The organism is Pseudarthrobacter sp. NCCP-2145, from assembly GCF_023708005.1.
GTDB lineage: Bacteria > Actinomycetota > Actinomycetes > Actinomycetales > Micrococcaceae > Arthrobacter > Arthrobacter oxydans.
In genome coordinates, this window is record NZ_BRCG01000003.1 from 237,194 (window position 1) to 249,380 (window position 12,187).

Consider the following 12,187-nt stretch of genomic DNA (forward strand, 5'->3'; position numbering starts at 1 on the left):
CGATGAAAGCCGGACACATGGAAACAGGCACGACGACGGCAGGGGAGTCCCGCCGTCGGTCCTCCGTTTTCCAGGGCGCGGGAGTCCTGCTCGCCGGGGTCCTGATGCTTTCCTCGTGCGCGGCAGACCCTTCCCTGCCGGCGTCATCCCCGGCCCCGACTGCCAGCCAGGCACCTGCTGCGCAGCCCGCCCAGCGCGAAAGCCCGGCCCCCGAAAGCCCTGCTCCCGAAAGTCCTGCGCCGGTAGCTGCGGCGGCGACCACCAGCCCGGCGGCTGTCCCCGATATTCCCGTGCGTGCCGCCACCCCGGCGGCGGTGGTGGCGGCGCCGGTCCCGATCTCCCTGGCTGTTGCCGGCACCCCCATCGACATGCCGGTGGTGCCGGTAGGGGTCTCTGACGGTGGAGCGATGGAAATCCCGGACGCGTTCGACCGGGCCGGCTGGTACCGCTTCGGCCCCGCGCCGGGAGCCGCGGCCGGCACGTCCGTGATCGCCGGGCATATCGATACGAAGTCTGACAATGCGCCCTTTTCCGCGCTGAAGTCCGTAGCGGCCGGAACGCTGGTGCAGGTGGGCCGGGAGGGCGCGCCGGCCCTGAACTACCGCGTGGTGAGCGTTGAGCTGATGGCCAAGGACCGGTTCGATGGCAGCTCCGTGTTCCGGCGGTCCGGGCCCCACGAACTCAAAGTCATCACATGCGGCGGCGAGTGGCTGGACGAACGAATGGACTACAGCGACAATGTGATTGTCACCGCGGTCCTGGAGTGAGCGGTGATCCTGCCATGATTGTCGCCACCGACGCCGCGAAGGAGCCCCGTTTGGTATCTCCCGACCAGGCTCCGCCGGGGTGGGAAGACGGCCTGACGCCGTCCTTCCTGGCAGGCGATGAACATGCCCTGGCGGCCGCTTACCGGGAGTTTGCCCCGCTGGTCCACACCCTGGCGCTGCGTTCCCTGCCGGACCGTTCCGCGGCCGACGACGTGACGCAGGAGGTGTTCATCCGGGTGTGGCGCTCCCGGAGCACGTTCAATCCCCAGGTGGCCCGGCTGCCGGCGTGGATTGTCGGGATCACCCGGAACGTCATCTCGGACACCCTGTCGGCCTCGGCACGGGAAGCCAGGAAAGCCGTGGCAGTGGCCGGCGCCGGTTTGGCCGACGAAGCCGGTACCGGCCATGAGGACGCCGAGCTCCTGGCTGACAGGCTCCTCCTGGACGGGGAGCTGGACCGTCTCGGCGAGCCCCAGGGTTCCATCATGAAGCTTGCCTTCTACGATGACCTGACGCACGAACAGATTTCAAGAAAACTCGGCCTGCCCCTTGGTACGGTCAAAAGCCATATCCGCCGCAGCCTGTCCCACCTGAGAAACAGATTGGAGGTAAACCATGCCGCATCCTGATCCGGAAGAGTTGAGCCTCCTTGCGCTGTACCAGGACTGGGAGGACCGCAGCACCAGGGACCACCTGCAGGTTTGCCCCGAATGCGCAGCGGACTTCGCGGCACTGCGCCGCACTGTCGAAGCCGTCAAAACACCGCCCGGAACCGGCCGCCTTGAGGTGCCTGGCCCGCAGGTCTGGGAAGGGATCCACCGGGAGCTTGGTCTCTCGGAGTCCGTGCACGGGGACCCCTTGGCCGGCGTCAGGGAACATTACGCCACTTCGCGGCCCGGATGGGCGCAGGAGGAAGCAGCTGCAGCGGAAGACGCGGATGATGCCCCGGCCTCCGGCCACGGTGTCCGGCAGGCGGAACCCGCCGCGGAACGTGAAAGCCTCGCCGAGCCGGTGTCGCTCCAGGACAGGGCAGCGTCCCGTCCTGCCAAGCGCCGGTCCGCGGCGTGGTGGCAGCGTCCGGGGCCATGGATGGCTGCCGCTGCGGCGGCGGTCCTGGTGACCGCCGGCGCCGTCTGGTCCCTGAACCAGGCGCCCCGGCCGCTGGCGGAAGCGGACCTGGCACCGCTGGCCCAGTTTTCCGCCGCCGGTTCGGCGCGGGTGGTGGAGTCCGCGGACGGGTCCCGGGCGCTGGAAGTCCGGCTCAGCAAGGATGAGGCCCAGGGCTACCAGGAGGTCTGGCTGATCGCGCCCGACCTCTCGCGCCTGGTGAGCCTGGGGGTCATGAACTCCGAATCCGGAACCTTCCAGTTGCCGGCCGGGCTGGAAATCTCGGAGTATCCGATTGTCGACGTCTCCGACGAGCCCGTCGACGGCAACCCCGCCCACTCAAGCGTCAGCATTGCCAGGGGCACGCTCGCCACCTGACCTGCTTCTCCGCCGCACCGTGGCAACCACCTTGGGCCACTGCGTGGTCACGCCTGCGGCTGCCAGTGCCGCCGCAACGTGAAAGTGCAGCATCGGATGCAATGAGTGGGCGGCGCCTCAGTCGGTTTCGCCCGTTCAGCCTCCGGGGAACCTGCCCGAATCATGGCGGCCATCATCAGCAAGGCTCCGCGGGGGCGTACGGAGCTGTTGACTTCCCTCTTGTTAGCGCTCACAATTGAGCGCAGGCCGCGAAGTGGCGGCAAGCTATGGAGGAAGTTTCTTATGGACGCAGTGGACGCTCCGGATTCGTTTGTCATCGGTGTGGATTATGGAACGCTGTCAGGCCGTGCCGTGGTGGTGCGGGTCCGCGACGGCAAGGAGCTCGGCAGCGGTGTGTACGACTACCCGCACGCCGTGGTGACTGATGTCCTGCCGGAAGATGTGGCAGGCAGGGGCGCCGACGGTCAAGCCGTCCGCCTGCCCGGGGAGTGGGCCCTGCAGGTGCCGAACGACTACCGCGACGTCCTGCGCCACGCGGTTCCCGCCGCCCTGGCGGAGGCCGGCATCGACCCGGCCGCCGTCGTCGGAATTGCCACGGACTTCACCGCCTGCACCATGGTGCCTGTCACGTCCGACGGCACCCCTCTGAGCGAGCTGGACCGCTTCCGGAACCGCCCCCACGCGTACGTCAAGCTCTGGCGCCACCACGCGGCGCAACCGCAGGCCGACCGGATCAACCGGCTGGCAGCCGAACGCGGCGAAGACTGGCTGCCGCGGTACGGAGGGCTCATCTCCTCCGAATGGGAGTTTGCCAAGGGCCTGCAGCTGCTTGAGGAAGACCCCGAAACCTACGCCGAGATGGACCACTGGGTTGAGGCTGCCGACTGGATTGTCTGGCAGCTGTGCGGCCGGTACGTCCGCAACGCCTGCACGGCCGGGTACAAAGGCATCTACCAGGACGGCCGCTACCCCTCCCTGGACTTCCTGGCCGCACTGAACCCGCAGTTCCAGGACTTCGTCAGCACCAAGCTCGAGCACACCATCGGCCGGCTGGGTGGCGCTGCCGGGTATCTCACTGCCGAGGCGGCCGCCTGGACCGGACTGCCGGAAGGCATCGCCGTAGCCGTGGGAAACGTTGACGCCCATGTCACGGCGCCGGCGGCGAAGGCGGTGGATCCCGGGCAGCTGGTGGCCATCATGGGGACCTCCACCTGCCACGTCATGAACGGCGCCGAGCTGCGCGAAGTGCCGGGCATGTGCGGGGTGGTGGACGGCGGGATCGTGGACGGGCTCTGGGGGTATGAAGCCGGGCAGTCCGGCGTCGGCGACATCTTCGGCTGGTTCACCAAGTACGGCGTGCCCCCCGAATACCACCGCGCCGCCGGGGAAGCCGGCCTGGGCATCCATGAATACCTCACCGAACTGGCATCCCGCCAGGCTATCGGCCAGCACGGGCTCATCGCCCTGGACTGGCACTCGGGCAACCGTTCCGTGCTGGTGGACCATGAGCTGTCCGGGATCGTGGTGGGCCAGACCCTCGCCACCAAGCCCGAGGACACCTACCGGGCACTGCTCGAGGCCACCGCGTTCGGCACCCGCACGATCGTGGACGCTTTCCGCGAGGCTGGCGTCCCGGTCAAGGAATTCATCGTGGCCGGCGGCCTGCTCAAGAACCCGCTCCTGATGCAGATCTACGCGGACGCCACGGGCCTGCAGCTGTCCACCATCGGCTCTGCCCAGGGCCCGGCCCTCGGCTCGGCCATCCACGCTGCCGTCGCCGCCGGAAAGTACGCGGACATCCGGGAGGCCGCTGCCGCCATGGGTTCCGAACCCGGCGAGGTGTACACTCCCATCCCGGAAAACGTGGCCGCCTACGGGGAACTCTTCCAGGAGTACAAGACGCTTCACGACTACTTCGGCCGCGGCAGCAACGATGTCATGCACCGGCTCAAGGCCATCCAGCGCAGGGCTGCCGGAGCAGTTCTTCCCGGCACCACGGCAGGGTCCACGGTCCGCGCCACGGCGGAGGTCTCCGCGTGAGCCCCGGGCCAGGAACCGTGGAAACCATCGCCCGCGTCCGGGAGGAAGTGTGCGCCCTGCACGCGGAGCTGACACGCTACGAATTGGTGGTGTGGACCGCCGGCAACGTCTCGGCCAGGGTTCCCGGCCAGGACCTTATGGTCATCAAGCCCTCCGGCGTCTCCTACCAGGACCTGACTCCGGAACAGATGGTGGTCACCGACCTTTATGGTGTCCCGGTAGCGGGAAACGGCGACGGCGCGTGGGGCAACCCGGAGCTGTCGCCGTCGTCGGACACCGCCGCCCATGCCTACGTCTACCGGCACATGCCGGAGGTGAACGGCGTGGTGCACACGCACTCCACCTACGCCACCGCCTGGGCCGCCCGCGGCGAAGCCATCCCGTGCGTGCTCACCATGATGAGTGACGAATTCGGCGGCAGCATCCCGGTGGGTCCGTTCGCGCTGATCGGTGACGACTCGATAGGCCACGGCATCGTGGAGACGCTTAAGAACTCCAATTCGCCGGCCGTGCTGATGCAGAACCACGGGCCGTTCACCATCGGCAAGGACGCAAAGTCCGCGGTAAAGGCAGCCGTGATGTGCGAGGAAGTGGCCCGGACCGTCCATATCTCAAGGCAGCTCGGCGAGCCCGTCCCCATCGACCAGGCGCACATCGACTCGCTCTACGCCCGCTACCAGAACGTCTACGGCCAGTAGGCCGTCACAAACTTTTCCAGGAGAAAACCCATGAGCACCGCAGCAAACACTTCCCTTGACGGCTACGAGGTCTGGTTCCTCACCGGCAGCCAGCACCTTTACGGCGAGGACGTCCTCAAGCAGGTGGCCGCCCAGTCCCAGGAGATCGCCAACCAGCTCAACGCTTCAACGGACGTCCCGGTCAGGATCGTCTGGAAGCCGGTCCTGACCGATTCGGACGCCATCCGCCGCACCGCGCTGGAGGCCAACTCGGACGATTCCGTCATCGGCGTCACCGCCTGGATGCACACCTTCTCCCCGGCCAAAATGTGGATCTCCGGGCTGGACCTGCTCCGCAAGCCACTGCTGCACCTGCACACGCAGGCGAACGTGGAGCTGCCCTGGGCGGACATCGACTTCGACTTCATGAACCTGAACCAGGCCGCCCACGGCGACCGCGAGTTCGGCTACATCCAGTCCCGCCTGGGCATCGCCCGCAAGACCGTGGTGGGGCACGTCTCCAACCCTGATGTGGCCCGCCAGGTGGGTTCCTGGCAGCGCGCCGCCGCGGGCTGGGCCGCCATCCGGACCCTGAAGCTGACCCGCTTCGGGGACAACATGCGCAACGTCGCCGTCACCGAAGGCGACAAGACCGAGGCGGAGCTGCGCTTCGGCGTCGCGGTTAATACCTGGTCCGTCAACGAGCTCGCCGACGCCGTGCACGGCGCGGCGGAGTCCGACGTCGACACGCTTGTTGCCGAGTACCAGGACCTTTACGACGTGGTTCCGGAGCTCCGCGCAGGCGCCGCCAGGCACGGGTCCCTCCGCTACGGCGCCCGGATCGAACTGGGGCTGCGCAGCTTCCTGGAAGCCAACGGCTCCGCCGCGTTCACCACCTCCTTCGAGGACCTGGGCGCGCTCTGCCAGCTCCCCGGCCTGGCTGTCCAGCGCCTGATGGCGGCGGGTTACGGCTTTGGCGCGGAGGGCGACTGGAAGACCGCCATCCTGGTCCGCGCCGCGAAGGTGATGGGTGCCGGACTCCCCGGCGGCGCATCCCTGATGGAGGACTACACCTACCACCTGGAACCGGGCGCCGAGAAGATCCTCGGCGCGCACATGCTGGAGGTCTGCCCCACGCTGACGGCCGCGAAGCCCCGGCTGGAGATCCACCCGCTCGGCATCGGCGGCAAGGAGGACCCCGTCCGCCTGGTGTTCGACGCCGATGCCTCCGCGGGCGTCGTCGTGGCCCTTTCGGACATGCGGGACCGCTTCCGCCTGGTGGCGAACGCCGTCGACGTGGTCCCCCTGGAGCAGCCGCTGCCCAACCTTCCCGTCGCCCGCGCGCTCTGGGAGCCCAAGCCCGACTTCGCCACCTCCGCCGCCGCCTGGCTCACCGCGGGGGCCGCGCACCACACCGTCCTGTCCACGCAGGTGGGCATGGACGTGTTCGAGGACTTCGCGGAAATCGCCAAAACCGAACTGCTGACCATCGACGAGGGCACCACCATCCGGCAGTTCAAGAAGGACCTGAACTGGAACGCCGCCTACTACAAGCTGGCGGGCGGGATCTAGGCAAAAACTCCAGGGATGGGGTGTTGGCCGACGTGCGGGCTCAGCGTCCGAAGTGTGCGCGGGGCGGCCCTTCGGGCAGCTTGTCGAGGATGTCCTCGGCCACCCTGCGCACCTTGATGTTGCGGTGACTTGAGGCCTTGGCGAGGATGGAAAACGCCTCGTGGTAGGAGCACCTGTTCTGGGCCATGATCACTCCGCAGGCGACGTTGATGGAGGTCCGGCTGTCCAGGGCTGAGCGCAGGTCCGTGGCGGTGGTCCTGGCTGAATGCAGGTTGACGGCCACTTCCAGGCTCTTTGCCGCGAGCCCGGCGAAGCCGCGGGCCTCCGCGATGACCTGCAGCGGGAAGGCCTTGGCATCCTGGGCGAAAAATGCAAGGGCGGCAGGCGTGTCAGCCGGGCCGGACCCGTCGCCGTCGGAATCAGCAGCGACCCGAAGCCTGATTCCCATGGCGCTGCCGAAGCCTGACAGCTGGAGCTGCGTGGAATACCGCGGCCAGCGGAAATCCCCGTTGCGCTGGAGCACGGCTACCGGATGATGGCCGGCCAGCACCTCGTGCAGGGGGCCCTCCTCGGCCTGCTGCTCCCACTCCAGGAGCCCCACAACGTCCTCCGAGGTACCGGTGACAGCGGAGCTCCTCTTCGGCTGGTGCACCACCACGCCGCATTCGATCTGCAGGCCTGTGGCCCGGACAATGGTCCGGACGGCTGCGGCGGCAAGGACATCAAGGGATTCGCGCAGGCTGTGCGTCCCGCTCACCAGGTCGAGGAGGAGGCCGTCCTGGATTCCGCTGTCCGGATGCCCGGCCTCGCCCCCCAAAGCGGGTGCTGCCGGTCCGGGCGTGGGCGGACCATGGTCCGCGCCCTTCCGCACACGTAGAGGGCCGGCGACGGCTGGGGGAGAGGCCTTGGTCTCAAAGGCCTCCTCGTCGCCGGCCCCGTTTAGTACCCGTGCCCTGCGGGCCGGGAAAGCCGAACTTATGTTTTGTGCGTGCATTGCAGTCTCACACCCCCTCGTGAGACAAGTACTACGAGTCAGACGACGTCTTGTCTCTGAGAAGAACTTAGTTCGGCGATTCATCCCGGTGAATGCGTAAGGAGTACCCGACTTTCAGATTAGGTACTACTTGGATTTCCGGCCGGCATCCCTCTGCCCCTGTTGCCGCAGGTGGGGTGCGGACAGCGCCGCGCGGTTCCAGGGCCTGCCTCCACCGCGAGTTTGCGTCCGGATGCTTGACTCCTGCCGCGGCAGCCCCAAGAATGTTTCTATAACGTTGTAAAAATGAGAAACGAGGATGTTTTCGTGACCGCTGCAGAACCAGCCACCGCCAGGATCACCATTGACCCCGCCTTTACCGTGGGGCCGGTCCGGCGCCGCACTTTCGGTGCCTTCGTGGAGCACCTTGGCCGCTGCGTGTACACCGGAATCTTCGAGCCGGAGCACCCCAAGGCGGATGAGGACGGCTTCCGCACCGACGTGCTGGAACTGACCCGCGAACTCGGAGTGTCCACAGTCCGCTATCCCGGAGGTAATTTCGTCTCCGGCTACCGCTGGGAGGACGGTGTTGGCCCCGCCGACAAACGTCCGGCCCGGCTGGACCTCGCCTGGCACTCCACAGACCCCAACCTGGTGGGTGTGGACGAATTCGCCAAGTGGTCAGCCAAGGCCGGCGTCGAACCCATGATGGCCGTGAACCTTGGCACCCGAGGCACGCAGGAAGCGCTTGACCTGCTGGAGTACTGCAACATCGACGGCGGCACGGCCCTTTCGGACCAGCGCAGGGCCAACGGTGCGGAGAACGGGTACGGCATCAAGATGTGGTGCCTGGGCAACGAAATGGACGGCCCGTGGCAGATCGGCCACAAGAACGCCCTCGAATACGGGCGGCTGGCAGCCGACACCGCCCGCGGCATGAGGATGATCGAACCCGGCCTGGAACTCGTGGCGTGCGGCAGCTCAGGCCCCACCATGGACACCTTCGGTGAGTGGGAACGTGTTGTCCTTTCGGAAACCTACGACCTTGTGGACCTGATCTCGGCCCACCAGTACTTCGAGGACTTTGGCGACCTGCAGGAGCACCTTTCCGCGGGGTACCGGATGGAAGCCTTCATCCATGACATCGTGAGCCACATTGACCACGTGAAGTCGGTGAAGAAGTCCACCCGGCAGGTCAACATCTCCTTTGATGAGTGGAACGTGTGGCACATGAGCCGCGACGAGTCCCGCGCACCCACGGGGAAGGACTGGCCGGTTGCCCCGGTCCTGCTCGAGGACACCTACACCGTAGCGGACGCCGTCGTCGTCGGTGACCTGCTGATCACCCTGCTCAAGAACACGGACCGCGTCCACTCAGCCAGCCTCGCCCAGCTGGTGAACGTCATCGCGCCCATCATGACCGAGCCCGGCGGCCGCGCCTGGAAGCAGACCACCTTCCACCCGTTCGCGCTCACGTCCCGCCACGCTTCCGGGACGGTGCTTCAGCTCGCCGTCGAATCCCCGCTGGCCAGCGGCGGCAAGACTGCAGGCTTCGCCGCCGTGTCCGCCGTCGCAACGTACGACGCTGACACGGGCGAAGCCGTGGTCTTCGCCGTCAACCGCTCTGCCACGGATGCGCTCAGCCTCGACGCCGTGGTGTCCGGCCTGGGCAACGTGCGGGTCCTCGAGGCCGTCACGTACGCCAACAAGGATCCGTACTGGCAGGCAACCGCCGATGACTCCACGTCCGTCCTGCCCGCGGAAAACGTCACGGTAAAGGCCGGCGGCGGCAGGCTCACCGCGGACCTGCCGGCCGTGTCCTGGTCCATGATCCGGCTGGCCGTCAACCAGTAGCCCCTGTCCGCGGGGAGGGGAGGGCATGACGACGGCGGCCCTCCTCTGGGAGGATGGCGGCATGGAACTCCACATCACGGGTGATCCCGCCGCAGACAAGTTGTTGAGCGAGGACGCCTTCGCGCTGCTGACAGGCATGCTGCTGGACCAGCAGGTGACCATGGAATCGGCCTTCGCCGGTCCGGAGAAAATCAGGGCCAGGATCGGATCCGTGGAGCCCGGAGCCATCGCCTCCCAGGACCCGGACGCCTTTGTGGAGATGTTCAAGGAACGGCCGGCCGTCCACCGCTTCCCCGGCTCGATGGCGGCCAGGGTTCAGGCGCTCGCGGAAACCGTGCAGAACGAGTGGGACGGCGATGCCACCGCCATCTGGACCAGGGGCAACCCGGACGGTGCCGAGGTGCTGCGCCGGCTGAAGGCCCTGCCCGGCTTCGGCGAGCAGAAAGCCAAAATCTTCCTGGCCCTGCTCGGCAAGCAGTGCGGACTGCAGGCGCCGGGGTGGCGTGAAGCCGCCGGCCATTACGGCGAGGAGGGCTCCTATCTCTCCGTGGCCGACATCGTGGACCCGGAATCCCTCGCCAAGGTGCGGGCCAGCAAGCAGGCAGCCAAGGCGGCCGCGAAAGCGGCGAAGGCCTGACCCGCGCTTCCTGGGTCAGTTCCGCCGCGGCCGTGCGTGACCGGCGGTTGCGGCAAGGCCGCCAACGTCTGCAACGATGTATGGCAGGAACTGGCGGAACCACATAAAGGAGCCACGATGGCGGTCACAATGAATGACGTTGCGAGGGCGGCGGGGGTGTCGCTTAAGACTGTCTCCAACGTGCTCAATGACTACGAGTTCATCCGCCCTGCCACCAAAAAACGGGTCCAGGATGCCATCGCGGAACTGGGCTACGAGGCCAACCTGACCGCCAGGAGCCTTCGCTCGGGGAAAACCAGGATGCTGGGCCTGGTGCTGTCCGACCTCTCAGCGCCGTACTACGCCGAGCTTGCCTCCAGGCTGATGAAGGCTGCCTCCCGCCGTGGCTATCGCGTCCTGGTGGAACAGTCGGACGCGGTTGGCGGGGTGGAATTGAACGCCTTGCAGGGCCCGTTCCGGCAGCTCACCGACGGCCTCCTCTTCACCCCGCTGGTCATTGACGCGGACGCCATCGCCGACCGCCTGGGCAGGAAGCCCCTGGTCCTGCTGGGTGAACACATCCTGGACCCCCGATTAGACCTGGTCACCATGAAAAACGGCGAGGCCGCCGCCGCCCTGACCGCCCACCTGTTGGCGGGAGGCCGCCGCCGGATTGCCGTGATCGGGGCGCATCCGGAGGAGTCCGTGGGCAGTGCCGGCCTGCGGCTCAACGGTTACCGCAAGGCCCTCGAGGAAGCAGGTGTCCCTTTCAACCCGGAACTGGTCGCCCCCTGCGAGTGGCGCCGGGACAACGGCGCCGCCGCCGTAGCCGGGCTGATGGACAGGAGTGTGGAGTTCGACGCCGTGTTCGGCCTTAACGACGTCCTGGCGCTGGGTGCCATGCACGAGCTGCTGATCCGCGGGGTCCGGGTGCCCCAGGATGTGGCGGTGGCGGGGTTCGACGACATCGACGAGGCCCGGTTCGCATCGCCTTCGCTGACCACAGTCTCCCCGGGCATGGAAGAGATCGCGGAGCGCTCCATCGGCCTGCTGATCGACCGGATCGAGGGGCGCGAGGCGGCGGAGCAGGCAGCGCACATCGAAGCCGGGTTCCAGCTGAAGGTCCGCGAGTCCGCACCCTAGGTTTCGCCCGCCCGGCCCTGGGGTACTTTTCCGGCAGAACAACGAGGAAAAGGCGGCCATATGATTGCCCTTCTTGTCATTGACATGCAGAACGCATTTTTCGAGGCGCCCGAACTTGCGGCCAGGCAGGAGCAGTTGGTGGCGTCCTGCAACCGGCTGATGGAGGGGTTCGAAGCGAGCGGGCACAAGGTCCTGCTGGTGGGGACGGAACACGAACGGGACAAATCCACCTGGTCCCTGAACATGCTGGACGATGACCAAGGCTTTATTTTCCGCGGCAGCCAGCAGGCCCAGGCCGTGCCTGGACTGGGCACCGACGGCCTGCCGCAGCTGACCAAAACGCGGGACAGTGCTTTTGTGGGAACCAACCTGCTGGCCAGGTTGCGCAACTGGGGCGCTGAGGAGATCGTGCTCGCCGGCGTATCTACGCACAACTGCATCGCCCAGACCGGCGCGGATGCGTTCGCGCACAACATCCGCGTCACGTACGCCAAGGATGCAATGGCCTCCGAGGACAGCCAGGACGCCGCGGACATGCTGCGCATCCTCTCCACGAGCTACCGCCAGCCCGTCCAGTCCAGTGACGAGATCCTGGCCCGGCTCAGCCGCTGACACTGCCGCGTTGAACCGCCCGGACCGGCGCCCGGTGATTGGAGAGCCGGCCATAACAAACCTGAAACGTGGCGGAAACGTCCGCAACCTACTGTGGATCCCACGCCGCCGCAAGCGGCCAGCTGAAGGGACCCAACATGCATCTGATGCCGCGTGAGCAGGAAAAACTCTTGATCGTGGTGGCCGCCGACCTCGCACGGCGACGCCAGGCCCGCGGCCTCAAGCTCAACTACCCCGAGGCTGTGGCCATCATCAGCTACGAACTGATCGAGGGTGCCCGCGACGGCCGCAGCGTTGCCGACCTCATGAGCTACGGCACCACCCTGCTGACGCGCGGGGACGTCATGGAAGGGGTGCCCGAGATGATCCACGACGTGCAGATCGAGGCGACCTTCCCCGACGGCACCAAGCTCGTCACCGTCCACGATCCCATCCGCTGAGAGGGCAG

Annotated in this window: 12 protein-coding genes; 11 read left to right on the plus strand and 1 reads right to left on the minus strand. The window is 67.1% G+C overall.

All coding sequences use genetic code 11. The features are described 5' to 3' along the window. The first annotated feature begins 17 nt into the window (after positions 1–17). The 6 genes from NFU08_RS04080 to araA all read left to right on the plus strand — a co-directional run bounded on the left by NFU08_RS04080 (position 18) and on the right by araA (position 6,541). Positions 18–767 (plus strand): class F sortase, encoded by a 750-nt coding sequence (locus NFU08_RS04080; RefSeq protein ID WP_251420906.1) that lies wholly within the window; start codon positions 18–20, stop codon positions 765–767. 50 nt (positions 768–817) lie between these two features. Beyond that, positions 818–1,396 carry an RNA polymerase sigma factor gene (locus NFU08_RS04085; protein ID WP_374724838.1) on the plus strand — a complete coding sequence of 193 codons (579 nt, stop codon included), beginning with the start codon at positions 818–820 and terminating at the stop codon, positions 1,394–1,396. Next, positions 1,383–2,252: an anti-sigma factor gene (locus NFU08_RS04090; RefSeq protein WP_251420908.1), complete on the plus strand. Its 870-nt coding sequence runs from the start codon at positions 1,383–1,385 to the stop codon at positions 2,250–2,252. The genes NFU08_RS04085 and NFU08_RS04090 overlap by 14 nt, the downstream gene beginning before the upstream one ends. 282 nt (positions 2,253–2,534) lie before the next feature. Then, on the plus strand, positions 2,535–4,292 hold the full coding sequence (gene araB / locus NFU08_RS04095) for a ribulokinase (protein WP_251420910.1): 1,758 nt from the start codon (positions 2,535–2,537) through the stop codon (positions 4,290–4,292). Beyond that, positions 4,289–4,990, plus strand: a complete 702-nt coding sequence (locus tag NFU08_RS04100) for an L-ribulose-5-phosphate 4-epimerase (protein ID WP_251420912.1) — start codon at positions 4,289–4,291, stop codon at positions 4,988–4,990. Before araB ends, NFU08_RS04100 begins: the two co-directional genes overlap by 4 nt. Before the next feature lie 30 nt (positions 4,991–5,020). Continuing rightward, a complete protein-coding gene (gene araA, locus NFU08_RS04105; RefSeq protein WP_251420913.1) occupies positions 5,021–6,541 on the plus strand; it encodes an L-arabinose isomerase in 1,521 nt (506 codons plus the stop codon). Between the two features lie 40 nt (positions 6,542–6,581). Here araA and NFU08_RS04110 read toward each other — a convergent pair whose 3' ends face one another. Then, positions 6,582–7,535 carry an ANTAR domain-containing protein gene (locus tag NFU08_RS04110; RefSeq protein ID WP_174178369.1) on the minus strand — a complete coding sequence of 318 codons (954 nt, stop codon included), beginning with the start codon at positions 7,533–7,535 and terminating at the stop codon, positions 6,582–6,584. A 285-nt stretch (positions 7,536–7,820) separates the two neighbouring features. Here NFU08_RS04110 and NFU08_RS04115 point away from each other — a divergent pair, with 285 nt between their 5' ends. The 5 genes from NFU08_RS04115 to NFU08_RS04135 all read left to right on the plus strand — a co-directional run bounded on the left by NFU08_RS04115 (position 7,821) and on the right by NFU08_RS04135 (position 12,179). Beyond that, the gene (locus NFU08_RS04115; RefSeq protein WP_174178371.1) at positions 7,821–9,368 is read left to right on the plus strand and encodes an alpha-N-arabinofuranosidase; all 1,548 of its coding nucleotides are present in this window, start codon (positions 7,821–7,823) and stop codon (positions 9,366–9,368) included. A 61-nt stretch (positions 9,369–9,429) separates the two neighbouring features. Then, positions 9,430–10,005, plus strand: a complete 576-nt coding sequence (locus tag NFU08_RS04120; RefSeq protein WP_188729230.1) for an HhH-GPD-type base excision DNA repair protein — start codon at positions 9,430–9,432, stop codon at positions 10,003–10,005. Between the two features lie 117 nt (positions 10,006–10,122). Beyond that, positions 10,123–11,127, plus strand: coding sequence for a LacI family DNA-binding transcriptional regulator (locus NFU08_RS04125; RefSeq protein WP_174178373.1), 1,005 nt, complete (start codon positions 10,123–10,125; stop codon positions 11,125–11,127). Positions 11,128–11,187: 60 nt separating this feature from the next. Then, positions 11,188–11,739 carry a cysteine hydrolase family protein gene (locus NFU08_RS04130; protein ID WP_188728983.1) on the plus strand — a complete coding sequence of 184 codons (552 nt, stop codon included), beginning with the start codon at positions 11,188–11,190 and terminating at the stop codon, positions 11,737–11,739. Positions 11,740–11,876: 137 nt separating this feature from the next. After that, positions 11,877–12,179, plus strand: coding sequence for an urease subunit gamma (locus NFU08_RS04135; protein ID WP_104185865.1), 303 nt, complete (start codon positions 11,877–11,879; stop codon positions 12,177–12,179). Positions 12,180–12,187: the final 8 nt, after the last annotated feature.